This is a genomic window from Limnohabitans sp., assembly GCF_040400975.1.
Taxonomy (GTDB): Bacteria; Pseudomonadota; Gammaproteobacteria; order Burkholderiales; family Burkholderiaceae_C; genus Limnohabitans_A.
The window spans coordinates 16,079-37,129 of the sequence record NZ_JBBAPF010000006.1; the positions used below are offsets into that span (position 1 = coordinate 16,079).

General features: G+C 59.0%; 16 protein-coding genes. 8 read left to right on the top strand and 8 right to left on the bottom strand.

The genetic code is table 11. The features are described 5' to 3' along the window. Positions 1 to 81 precede the first annotated feature (81 nt). The gene (locus ABWQ00_RS05560) at positions 82 to 1,104 is read right to left on the bottom strand and encodes a TRAP transporter substrate-binding protein (protein ID WP_353237687.1); all 1,023 of its coding nucleotides are present in this window, start codon (positions 1,102 to 1,104) and stop codon (positions 82 to 84) included. 292 nt (positions 1,105 to 1,396) lie between these two features. On the opposite strand from ABWQ00_RS05560, the gene ABWQ00_RS05565 reads away from it, so the two are divergent. From ABWQ00_RS05565 to ABWQ00_RS05590, 6 genes are read left to right on the top strand one after another with little or no spacing between them, the layout of a single operon-like run. After that, on the top strand, positions 1,397 to 2,152 hold the full coding sequence (locus ABWQ00_RS05565) for an electron transfer flavoprotein subunit beta/FixA family protein (protein WP_353237688.1): 756 nt from the start codon (positions 1,397 to 1,399) through the stop codon (positions 2,150 to 2,152). Positions 2,153 to 2,154: 2 nt separating this feature from the next. Further along, entirely contained in the window at positions 2,155 to 3,087 is a 933-nt protein-coding gene (locus ABWQ00_RS05570) for an electron transfer flavoprotein subunit alpha/FixB family protein (protein WP_353237689.1), read from the top strand. A 27-nt stretch (positions 3,088 to 3,114) separates the two neighbouring features. After that, positions 3,115 to 3,483, top strand: coding sequence for a hypothetical protein (locus ABWQ00_RS05575; RefSeq protein WP_353237690.1), 369 nt, complete (start codon positions 3,115 to 3,117; stop codon positions 3,481 to 3,483). Between the two features lie 3 nt (positions 3,484 to 3,486). After that, positions 3,487 to 5,277 carry an acyl-CoA dehydrogenase gene (locus tag ABWQ00_RS05580; protein ID WP_353237691.1) on the top strand — a complete coding sequence of 597 codons (1,791 nt, stop codon included), beginning with the start codon at positions 3,487 to 3,489 and terminating at the stop codon, positions 5,275 to 5,277. A 33-nt stretch (positions 5,278 to 5,310) separates the two neighbouring features. Then, a complete protein-coding gene (locus ABWQ00_RS05585) occupies positions 5,311 to 6,264 on the top strand; it encodes an NAD(P)H-dependent flavin oxidoreductase (protein WP_353237692.1) in 954 nt (317 codons plus the stop codon). Positions 6,265 to 6,281: 17 nt separating this feature from the next. Further along, complete coding sequence (locus ABWQ00_RS05590; RefSeq protein ID WP_353237693.1) at positions 6,282 to 7,424, top strand: acyltransferase family protein; 1,143 nt, start codon at positions 6,282 to 6,284, stop codon at positions 7,422 to 7,424. Here the strand turns inward: ABWQ00_RS05590 and cphA are convergent. Then, positions 7,408 to 9,978, bottom strand: coding sequence for a cyanophycin synthetase (cphA, locus tag ABWQ00_RS05595; protein WP_353237694.1), 2,571 nt, complete (start codon positions 9,976 to 9,978; stop codon positions 7,408 to 7,410). The genes ABWQ00_RS05590 and cphA overlap by 17 nt on opposite strands. Before the next feature lie 35 nt (positions 9,979 to 10,013). Further along, positions 10,014 to 12,185: a cyanophycin synthetase gene (locus ABWQ00_RS05600; RefSeq protein WP_353237695.1), complete on the bottom strand. Its 2,172-nt coding sequence runs from the start codon at positions 12,183 to 12,185 to the stop codon at positions 10,014 to 10,016. 176 nt (positions 12,186 to 12,361) lie between these two features. Here ABWQ00_RS05600 and ABWQ00_RS05605 point away from each other — a divergent pair, with 176 nt between their 5' ends. Together ABWQ00_RS05605 and ABWQ00_RS05610 are read left to right on the top strand one after the other, a co-directional pair. Next, a complete protein-coding gene (locus ABWQ00_RS05605) occupies positions 12,362 to 14,656 on the top strand; it encodes a cyanophycin metabolism-associated ABC transporter (protein ID WP_353237696.1) in 2,295 nt (764 codons plus the stop codon). Next, the gene (locus tag ABWQ00_RS05610; protein WP_353237697.1) at positions 14,653 to 15,117 is read left to right on the top strand and encodes a cyanophycin metabolism-associated DUF1854 family protein; all 465 of its coding nucleotides are present in this window, start codon (positions 14,653 to 14,655) and stop codon (positions 15,115 to 15,117) included. The genes ABWQ00_RS05605 and ABWQ00_RS05610 overlap by 4 nt, the downstream gene beginning before the upstream one ends. Before the next feature lie 6 nt (positions 15,118 to 15,123). Here ABWQ00_RS05610 and ABWQ00_RS05615 read toward each other — a convergent pair whose 3' ends face one another. From ABWQ00_RS05615 to ABWQ00_RS05635, 5 genes are all read right to left on the bottom strand, one after another. Then, a complete protein-coding gene (locus ABWQ00_RS05615) occupies positions 15,124 to 16,488 on the bottom strand; it encodes an MBL fold metallo-hydrolase RNA specificity domain-containing protein (RefSeq protein ID WP_353237698.1) in 1,365 nt (454 codons plus the stop codon). Between the two features lie 175 nt (positions 16,489 to 16,663). Beyond that, a complete protein-coding gene (gene dnaJ, locus ABWQ00_RS05620) occupies positions 16,664 to 17,803 on the bottom strand; it encodes a molecular chaperone DnaJ (protein ID WP_353237699.1) in 1,140 nt (379 codons plus the stop codon). A 101-nt stretch (positions 17,804 to 17,904) separates the two neighbouring features. Beyond that, positions 17,905 to 19,830 (bottom strand): molecular chaperone DnaK, encoded by a 1,926-nt coding sequence (gene dnaK / locus ABWQ00_RS05625; RefSeq protein WP_353237700.1) that lies wholly within the window; start codon positions 19,828 to 19,830, stop codon positions 17,905 to 17,907. A 95-nt stretch (positions 19,831 to 19,925) separates the two neighbouring features. Next, positions 19,926 to 20,474: a nucleotide exchange factor GrpE gene (gene grpE / locus ABWQ00_RS05630; RefSeq protein WP_353237701.1), complete on the bottom strand. Its 549-nt coding sequence runs from the start codon at positions 20,472 to 20,474 to the stop codon at positions 19,926 to 19,928. A gap of 217 nt (positions 20,475 to 20,691) precedes the next feature. After that, positions 20,692 to 21,042 (bottom strand): FKBP-type peptidyl-prolyl cis-trans isomerase, encoded by a 351-nt coding sequence (locus tag ABWQ00_RS05635; protein ID WP_353237702.1) that lies wholly within the window; start codon positions 21,040 to 21,042, stop codon positions 20,692 to 20,694. Between the last annotated feature and the right edge of the window lie 9 nt (positions 21,043 to 21,051).

Genomic DNA, 21,051 nt, shown 5'->3' on the forward strand with positions numbered 1-21,051 from the left:
ATAGAAAAAACGGTACCTGCAGCTGCGGCAGGTACCGTTGTGGTTCTAACCTCTCAGAAGCCGACGCTTCAGCAGACAGGTTTACTTTTGCTGTTGTAGTTTAGCGACTTCGGCACGGAACTCGGCCAACATGCGCGAAGGGTCCTTCACGCCTTTGGCCTTGGCAGCTTGGGCCCAGTCGCGTTCGAGTTTGCTCACGCGGATGGTCACGCCACTGATGAAGGCGCCGTCGGCTTTGATCAACTTGACGCCGTTTTTCTGCATGTTGCCCAAGGCAATGTCGTCCACGCGGTCCCATGATTTGCCAAAACGGCTGGCCACCGCATCGCCCGACAACTCGTCGACGGCTTTTTTGTCTTCAGCCGACAGGCTGTTGTACTTGGCCGGGTTCATCATGAACACGAAGCTGGTGTTGTACAAACCGCCGGGGAAAGTGGTGGCGTGCTTGATGACTTTGTCGATTTTGAACGAGTCGGTGGATTCGGCTGGGAACAAGGTGCCGTCCATCACGCCTGTGGACAAGAGTTCATAAGACTCAGGCGCAGGCTTGAGGGTCACGTTCATCTCAAGGTTCTTGGCGATCTCGTTGACCATGCCGCCGCCCACACGAAACTTCATGCCCGCCAGGTCTTCCACTTTGGTGATGGGGCGCTTGGTGTTGAACACAATGCCGGGGCCATGGGTGAAGTAACCCAAGACCTTGACGCCTTGGTGCTCAGCGGCAAATTCGGGGTACTTGCTGGCGATGCGGTTGAAAGCCACGGACAGTGGCTCGGCACGGTCGCCCATGAATGGGAATTCCACCATTTGGGTCAACACAAAGCGCCCGGGGGTGTAGCCGTGTACGGTGAAGGAAACGTCAGCCAAGCCATTGCGAATGGCGTCGTAGGTGCCCACAGGCGGTGTCACTGCGCGGGGCAAGATGTTGCAACGCACGCGGTTCGAAGTTCTGGCTGTGAGCGCGTCACACCATTCTTTTTGGGCCACAGACAAGCCATGCGTGGGTGGAACCCAGCTGGACACGGTCAAAACAGTTTGCGCTTGGGCCATGCCGGCCCAGCTGGTCAGGGCCACGGTGGCTAAGGAAATCAGGGTTTTTTTCATCAAAGGTCTCCATTCAATTGGTTACAAAACATAATCTAATCCGGAAAAGATCGGAATTTAACCCATGTTAACCCTGAGGAGCCGACCAATCGGTCGGTGAATTCCCGGGGGTCTGATCAAAATTCAGCATTTGGCGCTGATTTAAATCCGAACGACCGTGCTTTTTTGGTGATAATGAGCAGCTTGAAAATTGGTTTTGAGGCACAATTGACGTTTACGTCAACGTTAATCGTTATTGTGCACGGCGTCAGCGTCGACGTCATGAGTTTTGATCTTCAATGGAGTTGATTTCATGAAAATTCTGGTTCCAGTCAAGCGGGTGGTGGACTACAACGTCAAGGTCCGAGTCAAGTCCGATGGTTCGGGTGTGGACATTGCCAACGTCAAGATGAGCATGAACCCCTTCGACGAAATTGCTGTTGAAGAAGCCGTGCGCCTGAAAGAAAAAGGTTTCGCCACCGAAGTCATCGCTGTGTCCTGTGGCGTGGCCCAATGCCAGGAAACCTTGCGTACCGCCATGGCCATTGGCGCTGATCGCGGCATCTTGGTGGAGACACCCGCGGATTTGGACTTGCAGCCTCTGGCTGTGGCCAAACTGCTCAAAGCCTTGGTGGACAAAGAGCAGCCCGGATTGATCATTCTGGGCAAACAAGCCATTGACGATGATTGCAACCAGACGGGACAGATGTTGGCCGCTTTGGCCGATCTGCCACAAGCCACATTCGCCAGCAAGGTCGAGATCGTGGACGGCAAAGCCCACGTGACCCGTGAGATCGACGGCGGCTTGGAAGTTCTGTCCATCAGTCTGCCTGCGGTGGTGACCACCGACCTGCGCTTGAACGAGCCACGCTATGTGACGTTGCCCAACATCATGAAGGCCAAGAAAAAGCAGCTCGACAACTTCAAGCCGGAAGACTTGGGCGTCGATGTGGCCCCCCGCATCAAGACCCTGAAAGTGGCCGAGCCTGCCAAGCGCAGCGCTGGCATCAAGGTGCCCGATGTCGCTACCTTGGTGGATAAATTGAAAAACGTTGCAAAGGTAATCTGATCATGACTGCTCTCGTTATTGCCGAACACGACAACGCCTCGATCAAGGGCGCGACCTTGAACACCGTCACCGCTGCTGCTGCTTGCGGCGGTGATGTGCATGTGCTGGTTGCAGGCCACAACGCCGCTGGTGCTGCACAAGCCGCCGCCCAAATCGCAGGTGTATCCAAAGTGATCCAAGCCGACAGCGAGGCGCTGGCCCATGGTCTGGCCGAAAACGTCGCTGCCCAAGTGTTGGCCATTGCTGCCAACTACAGCCACATCCTGTTCCCCGCCACTGCCGCAGGCAAAAACGTGGCGCCTCGTGTGGCCGCCAAGCTCGACGTGGGTCAAATCAGTGATGTGACACAAGTCATCTCGGCCGACACTTTCGAGCGCCCCATTTACGCGGGCAACGCCATGGCCACGGTGCAAAGCCTAGATGCCACCAAAGTCATCACCGTGCGCACCACGGGCTTTGACGCGGCAGCCGCCACCGGTGGCAGCGCCGCGGTGGAAAGCGCCGCCGCGCAAGCCGACAGCGGCAAGAGCAGCTACAAGGGCAGCGAGATCGCCAAGAACGACCGCCCCGAGTTGACGGCCGCCAAGATCATCGTCTCCGGTGGCCGCGCATTGGGCAGCTCAGAAAAGTTCAACGAAGTGATGACGCCCTTGGCCGACAAGCTGGGTGCTGCGATTGGCGCGAGCCGCGCAGCGGTAGATGCCGGATACGCGGCCAACGACCTGCAAGTGGGCCAGACCGGCAAGATCGTGGCGCCTCAGCTGTATGTCGCTTGCGGCATCTCGGGTGCGATCCAGCACTTGGCGGGCATGAAAGATTCCAAGGTGATCGTAGCGATCAACAAAGACCCTGAAGCGCCAATCTTCAGCGTGGCCGACTTTGGCCTCGAAGCCGATTTGTTTGCGGCTGTGCCTGAGTTGACACAAGCGCTTTGATCTTTTGACGGGCCCTGGAACGCTTCCATGCTGCAACAGGGTCCACGTTTTTTCCGTGCGCCGGGTCCGGTGGCCGGGGCTGGCTCAGAGGCGCTTCGCTTTGCCACATCGCCAGCCCCAGCCACCGGACCCGGCGCACTGCGTTTCAAGCCCTTTGCGCTCGCAGCGAAAAGACAAGCCGAAGGCTGCCCTGTTTCCATGTCGCCAATTGAAACCATGCCCGTTCAAATAAGCCTGAACGCAGCCACTCAGGCAGGGGCCTGCGGCGGGGCGATGCGGCAAAGCGAAGAGCCTCTGAGCCCCGCCGCAGGCCCCTTCCTGAGTGGCGAATCGAGCCCCGCGCCAGGCGTCTTCCCGAAGGCCAAATTCAATCTTTCTTTCAACGAACAGAGATAAACCATGAGCTACATCGCCCCCCTCAAGGACATGCTTTTCAACATCGAGCATCTGGCCCGCATCGACCAGATCGCGCAGATCCCCGGCTTTGAAGATGCTGGTTTGGAAACCGCCCAAGCCGTGCTCGAGGAGTGCGCCAAGCTCAACCAAGACGTGATCTCGCCCCTCAACTGGGAAGGCGATAAAAACCCGTCCTTTCACAACGGCAGCGGCGTGACCACCACGCCCGGCTTCAAAGAGGCCTACCAACAGTACGCGGAAGGCGGCTGGCAAGGCCTGCAGCACCCAGTCGACTTTGGTGGCCAAGGCCTGCCCAAAACCATTGGCGCAGCTTGCGGCGAAATGCTCAATTCGGCCAACATGGCTTTTGCGCTGTGCCCCTTGCTCACCGATGGCGCGATCGAAGCACTGTTGACTGCAGGCTCCGATGAACTCAAAGCCACGTATTTGGAAAAGCTGATTTCCGGCCAGTGGACCGGCACCATGAACCTGACCGAGCCCCAGGCTGGCTCAGATCTTGCCGCCGTGCGCACCCGCGCCGAGCCCCAGCCCGATGGCACCTACAAAATCTTCGGCACCAAGATCTACATCACCTATGGTGAGCACGACATGGCCGAGAACATCGTGCACCTGGTGTTGGCCCGCGTGGTGGGCGCGCCCGAGGGCGTCAAAGGCATCAGTCTGTTCGTCGTGCCCAAGTTTCTCGTCAAGGCCGATGGCTCTTTGGGCGCGCGCAATGACGTCCACTGCGTGAGCATCGAGCACAAGATGGGTATCAAGGCCAGCCCCACAGCGGTGCTGCAGTTCGGCGACAACGGTGGCGGCGTGGGTTATCTGGTCGGCCAAGAAAATCGTGGTCTCGAATACATGTTCATCATGATGAATGCAGCCCGCTATGCAGTGGGTGTCCAGGGCATTGCGATTGCCGAGCGCTCTTACCAGCGTGCCGTGCAGTACGCCCGCGACCGTGTGCAAAGCCGTCCAGTGGACGGGAGCTTGCCTGCTGCTGGCCCCATCATTCACCACCCCGATGTGCGCCGCATGCTGATGACCATGCGCGCCTACACCGAAGGCTGCCGGGCCATGGCTGCCACCGCCGCTGCCGCCTATGACGCCTCGCACCACCACCCGGATGCCGAGGTTCGCAAGCAGAACGAAGCCTTCTACGAGTTCATGGTGCCGCTGGTCAAGGGCTACAGCACCGAGATGAGCCTGGAAGTCACCAGCTTGGGCGTGCAGGTGCACGGCGGCATGGGCTTCATCGAAGAAACGGGTGCGGCGCAGTACTACCGCGACGCCAAAATTTTGACGATTTACGAAGGCACGACCGCCATCCAGGCCAACGACCTGGTGGGGCGAAAAACTGCCCGTGACGGTGGCCAAACCGCTAAGGCTTTGGCCGCGCAAGTGGCGCAAACCGAAAGCGAATTGGCTGCTTCTGGCAACGCCGATGCGCAGGCCGTGGCCCGTCGCCTCAAAGCTGCGCGCGAAGCCTTTGTGGACGTGGTTGAGTTTGTGGCGGGCAACACCAAGGCCCACCCCAATGATGTGTTTGCAGGCAGCGTGCCTTACCTCATGCTGGCGGGTAACCTGATGGCCGGCTGGCAAATGGGCCGCGCTTTGTTGGTGGCGATCACCCCCGAGGCGCAAGCCCAAGATGCGGCCTTCATGGCCGCCAAAGTCACCACCGCGCGGTTTTACGCCGACCACATCCTGTCCAAGGCCCCTGGCGTGCGCGACAGCATTGTCGAAGGCGCTGGCAGCGTGACGGCGATGGCGCTGGACGCTTTCTGAAATTGATTCCAACAATAATTTTGAGGAGACCCCATGTCTAAATTGCCCCCTGTTTTGGCCAACCTGCCTTTCCCCGCCATCGCTTCGCCCCTGTTCATCATCAGCAACCCCAAGCTGGTGATTGAGCAGTGCAAGGCCGGCATTGTGGGCTCCATGCCCGCTTTGAATGCCCGACCTGCCGAGCAGCTCGAAGAGTGGTTGATCGAGATCACCGAAACCTTGGCTGCTTACAACAAGGTCCATCCGGACAAGCCGGCTGCGCCCTTTGCCATCAACCAGATCGTGCACAAGAGCAACGATCGGCTGGAACATGACATGGCCCTGTGCGTCAAATACAAGGTGCCGATCATCATCACCTCGCTGGGCGCTCGCGAAGAAATCAACGAGGCCGCCCACAGCTACGGCGGTGTGGTGCTGCACGACATCATCAACAACAAGCACGCGCACAAGGCGATTGAAAAAGGCGCAGATGGCCTGATCGCTGTGGCTGCGGGTGCCGGAGGCCATGCGGGCGTGAAAAGCCCGTTTGCCTTGATCCAGGAAATCCGCCAATGGTTCGATGGCCCGGTGGCTTTGTCGGGCTCCATCGCCACGGGCGACGCGATTTTGGCGGCGCAGGCCATGGGCGCGGACTTCGCCTACATCGGCTCGGCCTTCATTGCCACGCACGAAGCGCGTGCGGCCGACGCTTACAAGCAAGCCATCGTGGACTGCAACTCGGATGACATCGTCTTGAGCAATCTGTTCACGGGCGTGCATGGCAATTACCTGGCCCCGTCCATCCGCGCAGCTGGCTTGGACCCTGAGAACTTGCCCGAGTCCGATCCCAGCAAGATGAACTTTGGCGGGGACGCCAAAAAAGCCTGGAAAGACATTTGGGGCTGCGGCCAGGGCATTGGCGCGATCCAGTCGGTGCAAAGCACGGCCGATTTGGTGGCCCAGTTCAAGGCGCAGTACCAAGCTGCTCGCCAGCGTTTGGCCATGTGACCCAGCCGGCTTCTGCCATGAACCCGCCGATGCCTTCTGCGGCCGAGCGCGCTTGGCTGCTGGAGGCCTTCAAAGGGCTGGGCTGCCTGTTCATCGTGTTGCACCATCTGGCTTTTTACGGGCCAATGGCCGATGTGGTGGCGCAGGCTTGGCCGCTGGGGATCGGCTGGTTGACCGAGCATGGCCGCTTGGCTGTGCAGGTCTTCTTGGTCTGCGGCGGTTACCTCACGGCCCAGAGCTTAGCCAAACAAGAGAACTTTTCGGTTTCGCAGTTGGGCAGCTTGGTGCGCAAGCGCTACCTGCGATTGGCCATTCCCTTGCTCGCAGCGCTCAGTCTCACAGTGCTGGTGACAGAGCTGCTGCGGCCGTTTTTTGCCCACGATTCTTTGTCACCTCCGCCCGAGTTTGGGCAAGCTTTGGCCCATGTCTTTTTCTTGCAGCACCTGTGGGGCATGGATGGCTTGTCTGCCGGGGTTTGGTATGTCGCAGTTGACTTGCAGTTGTATGTTACGGCCCTGTTAGTGATGCTGATGGCCCAACAGGCCCATGCACGTTGGCCCCGGTGGCCACTCAAGGCTGGGTTGCTTGCTTTTTGGTGTGTGCTGGTGGCTGCGTCTTTGTGGTGGTGGAACCGGCATCCCGAGCTGGAAGATCTGAACCTGTATTTTCTGGGCGCGTATGGCCTGGGCTGGCTGGCACACGCGGTGCGCCATGCCCAGTCCCCCCAAATCGGTGCCTTGGCAATCCTTGTGCTGGGTGCAGTGGCTTGGTGGCTGGAGCCTCGGTGGCGCGTGGCCACAGCTTGGGGCGTGGCGATGAGCCTGGCGTGTGCCCCCCAATCTTGGTGGATGGGCGCGGGCCAAACCCAGAGACCTTGGCGGCAAGGGATGGGCTGGTTGTCGCGTGTGTCCTACAGCGTTTTTGTGGTGCACTTCGCGGTCAGTCTGGTGGTCAATGCCGTGGTCACGCACGGTTGGCCTGCAGACGTGTGGGTCAACGCCTTGGGCATGCTGGCCTCGCTGATTTTGTCCTTGCTGGCAGGCGCTTGGTTCTATGAAAAAGTTGAAAAACCAGCGGCCACTGGACGCCGATGGTGGGTTTGGAGCGAGGTGTTCATCGCCAGCGCCTTACTGGCGATGCTGATCAATGGGACGCTTTGACTTTGGCCGTGATGTAGGCCAGGGCTTCTTCGACTTGGTCGATCAAGATCAAGCACAAATCACCCGGTGACAAGCGGGACAAAGCCACATCGATCGCATTGAACTCGCCTTGAATGTCCTGAATATGGGTGGTTCGGACCGCACCTTGCAAACCCTCGCGCAGCAATCCGAGGACTTCGCCGTCCTCACGGCCCCGCTGACAGGCATCTTGGTAGAGCAAGACTTCATCAAAGGCTTTGCCCAAAATGTGGGTTTGGTCTCGGATGTCTTGGTCGCGCCGGTCGCCAGCGCCACTGATGACCACCATGCGTTTGTGCGCGGGCATGTTCTCGACGGCTTGCACCAAGGCTTGGATGGCATCGGGGTTGTGACCGTAATCGGCGATCAGGGTGGCGCCCCGGTAATCAAAGACATTGAAGCGCCCAGGCACACCTTGGATGTCGCTGACAAAGCTGGACAAGCCCTCGGCAATGACCGCCCAAGGCATGTCCACAGCCCATGCCGCGCCCACTGCGGCCAGCACATTTTCCGTTTGGAAACCAATTTGACCTTGTCGGGTCAGTGGTACTTGGCTCAAAGGGATGCGATAGGTTTGTTGCCCTTTTTGGGCCACGATATCGCCTTTGTCCAGATACACCACACGCTTGCCTTGGGCGCGGTGCGTGGCCAGCACAGGCTGGTTGGGATCCAGCGCGAAGTAGGTCACCTCTCCGGGGCAGTGTCGACCCATGGCGGCAACCGCCGGATCGTTGGCATTGAGCACGGCCATGCCATCAGGCTCCACGTTGAGCACAATCACACGTTTGACAACCGTGAGGTCTTCCAACGTGGTGATGTAGTTCAAACCCAGGTGGTCGCCCGTGCCCAGGTTGGTGACCACGGCCACTTGGCAGCGGTCAAAGGCCAGGCCTTCGCGCAGGAGGCCACCCCTTGCAGTTTCAAAAACCGCCGCATCCATTTCGGGGTGCATGAGCACGTTGCGAGCGCTGCGGGGGCCACTGCAGTCACCCAAATCGGTTTGCCGGCCGTTGACATAAACGCCATCGGTGTTGGTCATGCCCACACGCAGACCCTGGGTGCGCATCAGGTGGGCGATCAAGCGAACGGTCGTGGTTTTGCCGTTGGTGCCGGTGACAGCCACCACAGGGACGCGGCCATGGTCACTGGAGGCGTACATGTGTTCGATGACGGCCTTGCCCACGTCGCGGCCTTTCCCATACGAGGGGCTGATGTGCATGCGCAGGCCCGGTGCAGCGTTGACTTCGACGATGCCGCCGTTTTGCTCTTCAAGGGGGCGTTGAATGGATTCGCACACCACATCCACGCCGCAGATGTCCAAACCCACCATTTGAGCGGCTTCGATGGCGCGGCTGGCCACTTCGGGATGCACGTCATCGGTCACATCGGTGGCGGTCCCCCCCGTGGAGAGGTTGGCGTTGTTACGCAGCAAAACCCTGCGGCCCTTGACGGGAATGGATTCGGGTTGCAGGTCTTGTTCGTGCAAGCGCCCGATGGCAATGTCATCGAAACGAATCTTCGTCAGCGAGGTGGCATGGCCGTCGCCGCGGCGCGGATCGGCATTGACCAGGTCGACCAATTGCCGCACCGTGTGTTTGCCATCGCCCACCACCAAAGGAGGCTCCCGGCGCGAGGCCGCCACCAGCTTGTTGCCCACCACCAGCAGTCGGTAGTCATGACCTGGCAAAAATTTCTCGACCATCACCACGCCGTAGCGCAGGGCGGTGGCGTAAGCCTTGTCAAAGGCGGTGCGATCTGAAATGTTGACCGAGACCCCTTTACCTTGGTTACCGTCTTGGGGTTTTACCACCACGGGCAAACCGACTTCTTGGGCGATCTGCCACGCCTGCTCTAGCGTGGAGGCCGGTTTGCCCAAAGGCACAGGCACACCTGCAGCGTGCAACAAGCTCTTGGTCAGGGCCTTGTCTTGGGCGATGGATTCGGCGATGGCGCTGGTGGTGTCGACTTCGGCCGCTTGGATGCGGCGTTGCTTGGCGCCCCAGCCAAACTGCACCATGCTCCCATCGGTCAGGCGTCTGACTGGAATGCCTCTTGCCAAGGCGGCGTCCACAATGGCCGCTGTGGAAGGCCCCAAGCGGATGTCTTCGTCGAGTTCATGCAAATGGGCAATCGACGCTTCGAGGTCAAAACCCATGCCCGAGATGGCAGCGTTGCAAAGTTTTTCGGCCAATTCAAGGGCTTTTCGGCCTACTGTTTCTTCAGAATACTCCACCACGACTTGGTAGACACCAGGCTCTTCGGTTGGCGTGGTGCGGCTGAAGGAGACAGGGCAACCGGCTTGGATCTGCAAGCCCAAAGTGACTTTTTCTAGTGCATGGGCCAAGCTGACGGCAAGCCCAGGCCTTACAGCGTCAAACGGGCCCACTTCGGGAAAAATTCGGCGCAGGTGTTGCTCGGTGGGGTGTTGTGGACTGAGGCCTTGTTCGTCTGCCGTGCAGGTGACGATGGCTTCGATGGCCGTGTGACGGCTCCACAAATTGGGGCCGCGCAAAGCGCGAATTCTGGACACTTCCATGAAGATCGGTTCCTGTTGTTTTTTGTCGAGCCGATTCAGGCTGCCGGGATTTGGCCGTAACTTTTGACACCGGCGCGAATCAGGTCTGCATCCATGCCCATGGCCCAGGCCGCACAAGCAGCCACAAGCATGTCTTGGGTGCCGAGCAAGTTGTTTTTGAGCAAACGTGACACCCCGGGACGCTGAACGGACAACACCGACTGCTCTGCAGCGCCTTCGGCCAAAATCAACTGGCCATCGCGCCAAAAGCCCACGCGTCCGCCTTCTTTCAGGTGGGCCTGCAGCCGTTCTTGATGCTCATCGGATGCAAAAAGGATCACACTCCCGTCGCAAAATTCGGCAAGATCAGCCACCGCCTCATCCTCGGCATTCAAAACGGCATAGCCAGTGGGCAGCACCAAGTCGATTTGGGTGCGGATGTAGCTGGGCATTTTTTCGTCAGGCCCTGGGTACAAATCTGCCAGAGGTGCTGCTTTGGGCATGTGAGTGACAATGCCGACTTGGCAGCGGTCATAGGCCAAACCTTGGGTGAGCAGATGGCGGGCATCGCTTTCAAAGACGGCGGCTTCAACCGAGCGGTTGATGAGCAAACGCTCAGCCTGGTCAAAGTCCATGGCATTGCCTTTGAAGAGGCAACGTTGGTTGGCATACAAGCCTTCAGCGCAAGCCAGACCGGTGAACAGGCCTTGCAAATGCAAAAGCCAGGCGATCAGTTTTGCACTTTTGGTGGTGTCGCCATCGCCCATCAGGCCGACCACTGGAATTCGGCCCGTCTCAGTGGGCGAGATGAGGTGTTCGGCAATCGCTTGACCAACCAGTCGCGGCTGACCTTCGGCAGGGTTCAGGTGCATCAACAGGCTGGGGCCTGCATTGACTTCAACCACCACGCCCTGAGTTCCCAGGGGTTGGCAAATGTCGGGGGTCACCACATCCACGCCTGCGATGTCCAAGCCCACCACACGCGCGGCCAAAACCGCCTGAGCAGCTACATCGGGGTGCACCACATCGGTGATGTCGGTGGTCATGTTGCCGGTGCGTTTGACCAGCACCGACTGACCCAAAGCGGGTACGCTGTCGATGGTCAAGCCTTGGCGAGCGAGTTCCAGCACTTCTGGGCTGTTGTCTGCCAAGACCACCAATTCGAGGGGCAAGCTGCCGACACTGCCGCGTCGGGGGTCTGAATTGATTTGGCGCTCTACCAGTTCGCGCACAGTGTGTTGGCCATCGCCGGTGACGCTGGCACCTTCTCCGCGGCATGCGGCAATCATGCGGTCGCCCACCACCAGCAAACGGTGCTCAGAGCCACGGACAAAGCGCTCAACGATGACATCACGGCCCTGGGCCAAGGCAATGTCATAAGCGGTTTCGATCTCGCTTTGTGTGCTCAGGTCAAGCGACACCCCGCGTGCACGGTTGCCATTACTGGGTTTCACGCAAACGGGCAAACCGATCTCTTGTGCAGCGATCCAGGCAGCAGCTGGGCTGTCCACCACTTGACCTTCGGGAATGGGCACGCCGCACATGGCCAAGAGTTTTTTGGTCAGGTCTTTGTCTCTGGAGATGCCCTCGGCAATGGCGCTGGTCCGGTCGGTCTCGGCCGTCCAGATGCGGCGTTGCTTGACGCCATGGCCCAACTGAACCAGGTTGCCGACATTCAGCCGGATGAAAGGCACGCGACGGGCATAGGCCGCCTCAACGATGCTGTAGGTGCTGGGGCCCACGTGCAAAGCATCGACCGATGCCGCCAGTTGAGACACGGCGGCAGGCACATCAAATGGGGTGTCGTGGATGGCGGCCAAAATCAGCTCGCGCGAGAGTTCGAGCGACTTTCTGCCCACGGTTTCATTGTCTGTGCGGATCACCACTTTGTACACACCACGCGGACCGGCTTCTCGCGCTTTGCCAAAGGCCATGGGCATGCCTGCGAGGGTTTGCAATTCGAGGCTGACGTGCTCCAGAATGTGTCCAGCCCAGGTGCCCGTGTCCAGGCGTTGAAAAAAACCACCACGAACACCCGGGGTGCAGTGGTGCTCGATCATCAGAGGCAACCAGGCTTTGAGTCTCTCATTGAAGCCAGGCAGCAGGTTGGAGGGGAAGTCTTCCAGCTCCCCGATGTCGATCAGGGCTTCCATCACCGAGCGGTAGGTCCAGATGTTGGGTCCGCGCAAATACGTCATGCGCAGAAATTCGATATTTTTGGGACTCATATGCAAAAGGTGCGGCGATACAATGAACTGCCGATTGTGGCATTGGCCTTCAAGTGCGCTGAAAAATCAGGATTCAAATTGAACATGGGCAATCTTGTGGAAGCAGTGGGCCAGATCAAGGGTTTTCATTCTCGCTCCGCACCATCTGCGTGACGGGCACACTGCGGTTTTTTGACATGATTCCAACACCTGCTTCAGTTTCGGCGCTTCCTGGAATTCCAGAGGCTTGGCAAGCAGAAGTTCACACCATTCTTCAACCCCAAGAAAACGTTTCAGCAGGGCTGGAGGTTGACCTTGATGAGAAATTGTTTTTCGTCAAAAGCGTGGTGATTTTGACCGATCAAAGGGTCTTGTTTGGTTCGGGCGTGCAAAAAACTTGGCAAAGCTGGCCACTGCAGCCAGATTTGAGCCTCAAGCTGAGCGATCACGCTGGAGTGGGAACTTTGGCATTGGTTTCGCCAGCCGGGCAACTGGCCGTGTGGCGGTTCACTTTAGGCTTGCAATCGGCGGCCGCCCGCTGGGCCGCCCAGTTTGATAACCAGAAGGCTCAACTTTCGGGCAATGGCATACCGTTGCAGCAAAGTTTGTCGGTTGCCGTGTGTCCTGTGTGCCAAGCGCTCATGCGAGAGGACAATGACGAGTGTCCGAGCTGTGGTCGCGAAGACCTTACACCCCCATCGACCTGGACGCTGCTGAAGCTTTGGCGTTTTGCCAAGCCCTACAAAAAGTCTTTGTTCGCGGGCTTTGTGCTGACCTTGGCCTCCACCGCAGCCACCTTGGTGCCCCCTTACCTGACCATGCCCCTGATGGACGAGGTGTTGATTCCCTACCAAAACGGGGTGGCCATCGACTCGGGTCTGGTGTCACTTTACTTGTTGGGCCTGTTCGGCGCAGCTTTACTGGCTTGGGGCTTAGGTTGGGCCAAAACCTATATTTTGGCTTTGGTGTCCGAGCGCATTGGGGCCGATCTGCGTACGACCACCTACGACCATTTGTTGAATTTGTCCTTGGAGTATTTTGGGGATCGCCGTACCGGTGACTTGATCGCCCGCATCGGCAATGAAACAGACCGCATCAATGTGTTTTTGTCGCTGCACCTGCTGGATTTTGCGACCGATGTGCTGATGATTTTGATGACCGCGGTCATCTTGTTCACGATCAACCCCACCTTGGCCTTGGTGACTTTGCTGCCCCTGCCGTTCATCGCTTGGCTGATTCACCTGGTGCGTGAACGCTTGCGCACGGGCTTTGAGAAAATAGACCGCGTTTGGGCCGAGGTGACCAATGTGTTGGCCGACACCATCCCTGGCATCCGGGTGGTCAAGGCCTTTGCACAAGAAGACCGCGAGTCCAAGCGGTTCAGAGATTCCAACCAGCACAACCTGCTGGTGAATGACCGCTTGAACCGTGTTTGGGCCTTGTTTTCACCCACCGTCACCCTCATGACCGAGGTGGGCTTGTTGGTGGTGTGGGGTTTTGGCATTTGGTTGGTGTCACGCGACCAAATCACCGTGGGAGTGTTGACGGCTTTCTTGGCCTACATCGGCCGCTTTTATGGCCGTTTGGACACCATGAGCCGCATCGTCTCGCACACGCAAAAAGCGGCTTCGGGTGCCAAGCGCATCTTTGACATCTTGGACCATGTTTCCAGCGTGCCCGAGCCCGTTCGGCCAGTCGCTTTGCCTGAGCGCGTGCAGGGTCGCATCACGGTGCGCGATGCCGGCTTTCGCTATGGGAACCGGGCCGTGATCCGGCAGTTGAACCTGGACATCTTGCCGGGCCAAATGGTTGGTCTGGTGGGGCACAGTGGCTCTGGCAAAAGCACTTTGGTCAACCTGATTTGTCGCTTTTACGATGTGACCGATGGGTCGATTGAATTGGATGGCACCGACATTCGGCAATTGAAAATCGCCGACTACCGCAGTCAAATTGGCTTGGTTTTGCAGGAGCCTTTTCTCTTTTTCGGCACTATCGCGGACAACATCGCCTATGGCAAACCAGGCGCTACCCGTGAAGACATCGTGGCTGCTGCGCGGGCGGCACACGCCCATGAGTTCATCATGCGCATGCCGCAAGCTTATGACTCCTTGGTGGGCGAGCGGGGGCAAGGTCTGTCGGGTGGCGAGCGTCAGCGCATCTCGATCGCCCGCGCTTTGTTGATCAACCCCCGCATTTTGATTTTGGACGAGGCCACTTCGGCGGTCGACACCGAGACCGAGAAGGAAATCCAGCGGGCCCTGGACAATTTGGTCAGGGGCCGCACCACGATCGCGATTGCACACCGCTTGTCGACCCTGCGCAAAGCCGACCGTTTGGTGGTGATGGACAAAGGTGTCGTGGTGGAAGAGGGCTCGCACGATGAGTTGATCGCCGCCGAGGGCGCTTATTGGCGCTTGTACGAAGCGCAGCAGCGCCAAGCCGAGGCCGAGACGGTCTTGGGCGGTGGTCTCGAACAGAAGGTGCTCGCATGAACACATTTGATTTGCAACGCGATGCTTTTGGCCAATGGGTGCTGCTCATGCCCGATGGTGCCCAGCACGCGCCCGTCACGGCCTTGCGGGCGTATCCTGTCACTTCGCCCCAAGGGGGCGTGGCGCTGATGGATGCAGAAGGGCATGAACTGATTTGGGTGGATGCCCTGAGTGATTTGCCCGCCGACTTGCAATCGCGTGTGCTGCAAGCCTTGTCCGAGCGGGAATTTTTGCCCGTCATCGATCGGCTGGAAAGTGTCAGCAGTTTTGCAACCCCCAGCACCTGGACGGTCCAAACCGATCGCGGCACGGCCCGGTTTTTACTCAAAGGCGAGGAAGACATTCGCCGCTTGACGGGCACGGTGCTGCTGATCAACGACGCCGACGGTGTGCAGTACATGATCCGAGACCTGGCGGCCATGGACAAACACTCGCGCAAACTGCTGGACCGTTTTCTCTGAGCCACCTTACAGCGGCCAGACCGAGCCCTGCTCAGGCACCAAGGCGCGCCATTTGATCTCATGCTCGATGCGCTGGCGCAGCATGTCGGACGCTTCGCGCTCACCGTGCACCACATAGACCTGTCCGGGTGCGCTGGGCATTTTGTGCAGCCAACTCAGCAGTTGGTTGGCATCGGCGTGCGCCGAGGCCGACTCGATTTGCGCCACTTCGGCCCTGACTGCCACATCTTGTGCGTGGATGCGAATGGTGCTGCGACCACTGGCCAGCGACGCGCCCCGTGTGCCCGGGGCTTGGTAACCGGTCAAGATCACCATGTTGCGGTGGTCGCCCGCGTATTGCGCCAAGTGGTGCAAGACACGCCCTCCGGTGGCCATGCCACTGGCCGCCAGAATCACCATGGGGCCGTGTCGGTGCATCAGTGATTTGGATTGTTCAGGTGTTTCCAGCATGGTGGCCACATGGTCCATGTTGCGCACTTCTTGGACATTCAGGCGGTGCTCGCCCGGGTGACGCTCGAACAAGGCCGTGGTGTGGATCGCCATCGGGCTGTCCAGAAAAATCGGCAAACCTTTGGGTATTTCGCCCGCGGCCTTAAGCTGCGCAATGGTGTGCAGCACAGCCTGCGCCCGCCCAACGGCAAATACCGGCACCACGGCCACACCGCCTCGAGCCGCCAGTTTTTTCAGCAGTGCCCCGAGTTCTTCGAACAGCTTTTCTTGGGGGTGCTGGCGGTCACCATAGGTCGATTCGATCAGCACCGTGTCGGCCTGTGGCGGCGGCTCAGGCGGGTTCATCAGCGGGTCATCGGGACGGCCCAAGTCGCCAGAAAACAGAATGCGCCGCCCGCCCACATCCAGCAGCAAGCTGGCCGCACCCAAGATGTGCCCTGCGGGCTGAAAGCGGGCTTTCCAGCCCCGGATGGGCTCGAACCACTGGCCCTGGCGCTCGGGGTGCAATTGTTTGAGGCAGTGGATGGCCTCTTGCTTGGTGTAGAGCGGCAAGGCAGGGGCGTGTTTGGAAAAGCCGTGTCGGTTGGCAAAAAAAGCGTCTTCCTCCTGGATGTGCCCGCTGTCGGGCAGCAAGATGCTGGCCAGGTCGCATGTGCCCGAGGTGGCATGCACCCGACCTCGATACCCGTTTTTCACCAGCAAAGGCAAATACCCGCTGTGGTCCAGGTGCGCGTGGGTCAGCACCACCGCATCGATGTGCGCCGGGTTGGCGGGCAGGGGGCTCCAGTTGCGCAAGCGCAGCTGTTTGTAGCCTTGGAACAGCCCGCAATCGACCAGCATCCGCTTTTGGTGGTGCTCGATCAGGTACTTGGAGCCGGTGACGGTGTCTGCTCCGCCGAGGAAGGTGATGGTGGCGCTCATGGGCCCATGTTCACGGCATTGGCTGGTGCAGGGTTTGACTTGCATCAACGAATGAACCGACCTGCCAATGCATCCCGAAGTGCGAGAGGGGCTGCGGCGGGTGACGATTTTTGCGTACCCGCCATGAGGAACCCGCCGCAGCCCCTCTCGCACGGCCTAACATACCCACCCAGACTCAAGCCCCGAAGAAGCCCTTCAACTTATCGGTCCAGGTTTCGCCGCTGGGCTGGTGTTTGCCGCCACCTTTGGAGAGCGACTCCTCAAACTCTTTGAGCAGTTTCTTTTGGTGCTCGGTGAGCTTGACCGGCGTCTCGACCGTGATGTGGCAATACAGGTCGCCTGGGTAGCTGCCGCGCACGCCCTTGATGCCCTTGCCGCGCAAGCGGAACTGTTTGCCCGTCTGGGTGCCTTCGGGGATGTCGATGGCCGCTTTGCCGCCCAAAGTGGGCACTTCGATCTCGCCGCCCAGAGCCGCTTTGGAAAAGCTGATCGGTACGGCGCAATGCAGGTCGTCGCCATCGCGCTCGAAGATCTCGTTCTTTTTCAGACGGATCTCGATGAACAAGTCGCCCGGAGGCCCGCCATTGGTGCCGGGTTCGCCATTGCCCGCGCTGCGGATGCGCATGCCGTCGTCGATGCCGGCAGGAATTTTGACTTCCAGGGTTTTTTGTTTTTTGAGCTTGCCTTGCCCGTGGCAGGTGCCGCAAGGCTCCGGGATGATCTTGCCCGTGCCACGGCAGGTGGGGCAGGTTTGTTGGACACTGAAAAAGCCTTGGCGCATTTGCACTTGACCTTGGCCGTGGCAAGTGCCGCAAGCTTTAACGCTGGTGCCGGGTTTGGCGCCGCTGCCGTTACAGGTGTCGCAAGCTTCCCAGCTCGGGATGCGCAGCTGTGAGTCCTTGCCGTTGGCCGCTTCTTCCAGCGTGATTTCCATGGCGTAACTGAGGTCTGCGCCACGAAAAACTTGACGTCCACCCCCGCGTCCACCGCGGCCTTGGCCACCAAAAATGTCGCCAAAGATGTCACCAAAGGCGTCACCAAAACCACCAAAGCCCTCGGCACCACCGCGCATATTAGGGTCGACCCCGGCGTGGCCGTGCTGGTCATAGGCCGCACGTTTTTGCGCGTCCGACAGCATTTCATAGGCCTCTTTGACCTCCTTGAATTTGCCCTCGGCTTCTTTGGCTTTGGCATCTTCGCCCTGGTTGCGGTCAGGGTGATACTTCATCGCCAGCTTGCGATAAGCCTTTTTGATGTCATCGTCAGAAGCGTTTTTGGCAACGCCCAGCACTTCGTAAAAATCTCGTTTGGCCATGAGGCAATCCAACCGTTAGAACAAGAACGCCGCGAAGGCGATTCAGGGGGCTGAATCAGCTTGCGCGGCGGGACTGCGGCCAAGCCGCAGAGGGTGAGGTGTTAGCCCTTTTTGACTTCCTTGACTTCTGCGTCCACCACATTGTCGTCTTGCGGCTTGGCATCGGTAGCGGCAGCACCGGCACTGGCTGCAGCTTGCTGCGCTTGCATATCGGCATACACTTTTTCACCCAGCTTTTGACTGGCCGTCATCAGGGTTTCGGTTTTGGCTTCGATGGCATCTTTGTCTTCGCCTTTCAAAGCTTCCTCGAGGTCCTTGACTGCGGCATCGATGGCTTCTTTTTCAGTCGCTTCGATTTTGTCGCCGTGTTCTGTCAAGCTCTTTTTGACGCTGTGCACAGCGGCTTCCCCAGCGTTGCGGGCTTGCACGAGTTCGAGCTTTTTCTTGTCTTCCACCGCGTTCAGCTCGGCGTCTTTCACCATTTGCTGGATTTCGGCTTCAGACAGACCGGAGTTGGCCTTGATGGTGATCTTGTTTTCCTTGCCGGTGCCTTTGTCCTTGGCGCCCACGTGCAAGATGCCGTTGGCGTCGATGTCAAAAGACACTTCGATCTGGGGAGTACCACGGGCTGCCGGCGGGATGCCTTCGAGGTTGAACTCGCCCAGCAACTTGTTGCCCGAAGCGATGTCGCGCTCGCCCTGGAACACCTTGATCGTCACGGCCGGCTGGTTGTCTTCCGCAGTTGAGAAGGTCTGTGCAAACTTGGTTGGGATGGTGGTGTTCTTGGTGATCATCTTGGTCATCACACCGCCCATGGTCTCAATGCCCAAAGACAAAGGCGTCACGTCGAGCAGCAGCACATCGGTGCGGTCGCCGGACAAGACCTGGCCTTGGATCGCAGCGCCCACGGCCACGGCTTCGTCGGGGTTCACGTCCTTGCGGGGCTCTTTGCCGAAGAACTCTTTGACCTTCTCTTGCACCTTGGGCATGCGCGACATGCCGCCCACCAAGATGATGTCGTCGATCTCGCCCACCGATACGCCAGCGTCCTTGATCGCCATGCGGCAAGGGGCGATGGTGCGCTCGATCAGCTCTTCCACCAGTTGCTCCAGCTTGGCACGGGTCAGCTTGATGTTCAGGTGCTTGGGGCCGGTGGCGTCGGCCGTGATGTAGGGCAGGTTGACGTCGGTGGCCGCCGAGCTGGACAGCTCGATCTTGGCTTTTTCAGCGGATTCTTTGAGGCGCTGCAGGGCCAACACGTCTTTGGCCAAGTCCACGCCAGATTCTTTCTTGAACTCGGCGATGATGAAATCGATGATGCGCTGGTCGAAGTCTTCGCCGCCCAGGAAGGTGTCGCCGTTGGTGGACAACACTTCGAACTGCTTTTCACCGTCCACGTCGGCGATTTCGATGATGGACACGTCAAACGTGCCGCCACCCAAGTCATACACAGCGATCTTGCGGTCGCCCTTTTCTTGCTTGTCCAGGCCAAAGGCCAAGGCGGCAGCGGTGGGCTCGTTGATGATGCGCTTGACGTCCAGGCCGGCGATGCGGCCAGCGTCTTTGGTGGCCTGGCGTTGGGCGTCGTTGAAGTAAGCGGGCACCGTGATCACGGCCTCGGTCACTTCTTCGCCGAGGTAGTCTTCGGCGGTCTTCTTCATCTTGCGCAAAATTTCAGCGCTGATCTGGGGCGGGGCCAACTTGTTGCCGCGCACTTCCACCCAAGCGTCGCCATTGTCGGCTTTGGCAATGGTGTAAGGCATCAGATCGATGTCTTTTTGGACTTCTTTCTCGGCGAACTTGCGGCCGATCAGACGCTTGACCGCGTACAAAGTGTTGCGGGGGTTGGTGACCGCCTGGCGCTTGGCCGATGCACCCACCAAAATTTCGCCGTCTTCTTGGTAAGCAATGATGGACGGTGTGGTGCGAGCGCCTTCTGCGTTCTCGATCACTTTGGTCGTGTTGCCTTCCATGATGGCCACGCAAGAGTTGGTGGTGCCCAAGTCAATGCCGATGATTCTTCCCATGTTGATGCTCCGAAATTGGTTAAAAGTACAGATGGTTTGCAAGTGGGGCGGGGGATAGGCTTTTCAAGTCCCCACACGCCACAAAAGGTTTTGGCTTATTTGGGTGCAGTGACCGTCACCAAAGCCGGGCGCAGCACGCGGTCGGCAATTTGGTAGCCCTTTTGCAAGACCGAGACCACGGTGTTGGCTTCTTGTTCGGCAGGCACAACGCTGATGGCCTGGTGGTGGTGCGGGTCGAACTTGGTGCCCGCAGGAGGGGCAATTTCGACCACTTTATTGCGTTCCAGCGCGCTTTTGAGTTGGCGCAGCGTGGCCTCTGACCCTTCGCGGATTTGCTCAATCGTCACGTTGGGTATGGCCAAACCGGCTTCCAGGCTGTCGAGCACAGGCAGCAGGCTGTCGGCAAAACCTTCCACCGCAAATTTGCGGGCCTTGGCGATTTCGTCATCGGCGCGGCGCCGGGCGTTTTGCACATCGGCCTGTGCGCGCAGGTACTGGTCGGCCAGATCGGCGTTTTGCGCCTTCAGGTTCGCCAGCTCAGCTTGGGCATCGGCCAGTGGGTCGGTGGCGGTCATGGCGGCAGCTGCAGCCAATTCTTCGTCACTCAGGGGCTTGGGGTCTTGTTGGGGTGTGGCTTCTGACATGAACAATGTCCGCAAAAAATGAATACCCGTTCTAAATAGGGGCGTTGTTTCAGGCTTCAAGGGGGGCTTTGCAGGTCACAGGCCCCAAAAATAGCGCAAAAGCGGCCCAAGAAAAACCCGCCCAAAGGCGGGTAGATCGATCAAACCGGCCCAAAGGCGGGTAGGTGGATCAAACCCACCCAAAGGCGGGTTGTGCCGCAGCCGGTGCGATTTGTGCTCAATCGAGGGCCAGCAGCTCCACATCGAACTTCAAGGTGGCGTTGGGGGGGATCACACCACCAGCGCCACGGGCGCCATAGCCCAGCTCGGCCGGGATGATCAGGGTACGCTGACCGCCGACTTTCATGCCGGCCACGCCTTCGTCCCAGCCTTTGATGACCATGCCAGCGCCCAAGCCGAACACGAACGGATCACGGCGGTCACGGCTGGAATCGAATTTGGCGCCTTGCTGACCGTCCTTGTAGAGCCAGCCGGTGTAGTGCACGGTGACATCTTGGCCCGCTGTGGCCACTTCGCCTTCACCGACAACGGTGTCTTCGTATTGCAGGCCGGATGGGGTGGTGTTCATGGAGAAGTT

Excerpts from the sequence above, each read along its gene's own strand:
- ABWQ00_RS05560 (WP_353237687.1), bottom strand. The coding sequence starts at position 1,104 with ATGAAAAAAACCCTGATTTCCTTAGCCACCGTGGCCCTGACCAGCTGG.
- ABWQ00_RS05565 (WP_353237688.1), top strand. The coding sequence starts at position 1,397 with ATGAAAATTCTGGTTCCAGTCAAGCGGGTGGTGGACTACAACGTCAAG.
- ABWQ00_RS05570 (WP_353237689.1), top strand. The coding sequence starts at position 2,155 with ATGACTGCTCTCGTTATTGCCGAACACGACAACGCCTCGATCAAGGGC.
- ABWQ00_RS05575 (WP_353237690.1), top strand. The coding sequence starts at position 3,115 with ATGCTGCAACAGGGTCCACGTTTTTTCCGTGCGCCGGGTCCGGTGGCC.
- ABWQ00_RS05580 (WP_353237691.1), top strand. The coding sequence starts at position 3,487 with ATGAGCTACATCGCCCCCCTCAAGGACATGCTTTTCAACATCGAGCAT.
- ABWQ00_RS05585 (WP_353237692.1), top strand. The coding sequence starts at position 5,311 with ATGTCTAAATTGCCCCCTGTTTTGGCCAACCTGCCTTTCCCCGCCATC.
- ABWQ00_RS05590 (WP_353237693.1), top strand. The coding sequence starts at position 6,282 with ATGAACCCGCCGATGCCTTCTGCGGCCGAGCGCGCTTGGCTGCTGGAG.
- cphA (WP_353237694.1), bottom strand. The coding sequence starts at position 9,978 with ATGGAAGTGTCCAGAATTCGCGCTTTGCGCGGCCCCAATTTGTGGAGC.
- ABWQ00_RS05600 (WP_353237695.1), bottom strand. The coding sequence starts at position 12,185 with ATGAGTCCCAAAAATATCGAATTTCTGCGCATGACGTATTTGCGCGGA.
- ABWQ00_RS05605 (WP_353237696.1), top strand. The coding sequence starts at position 12,362 with ATGATTCCAACACCTGCTTCAGTTTCGGCGCTTCCTGGAATTCCAGAG.
- ABWQ00_RS05610 (WP_353237697.1), top strand. The coding sequence starts at position 14,653 with ATGAACACATTTGATTTGCAACGCGATGCTTTTGGCCAATGGGTGCTG.
- ABWQ00_RS05615 (WP_353237698.1), bottom strand. The coding sequence starts at position 16,488 with ATGAGCGCCACCATCACCTTCCTCGGCGGAGCAGACACCGTCACCGGC.
- dnaJ (WP_353237699.1), bottom strand. The coding sequence starts at position 17,803 with ATGGCCAAACGAGATTTTTACGAAGTGCTGGGCGTTGCCAAAAACGCT.
- dnaK (WP_353237700.1), bottom strand. The coding sequence starts at position 19,830 with ATGGGAAGAATCATCGGCATTGACTTGGGCACCACCAACTCTTGCGTG.
- grpE (WP_353237701.1), bottom strand. The coding sequence starts at position 20,474 with ATGTCAGAAGCCACACCCCAACAAGACCCCAAGCCCCTGAGTGACGAA.
- ABWQ00_RS05635 (WP_353237702.1), bottom strand. The coding sequence starts at position 21,042 with ATGAACACCACCCCATCCGGCCTGCAATACGAAGACACCGTTGTCGGT.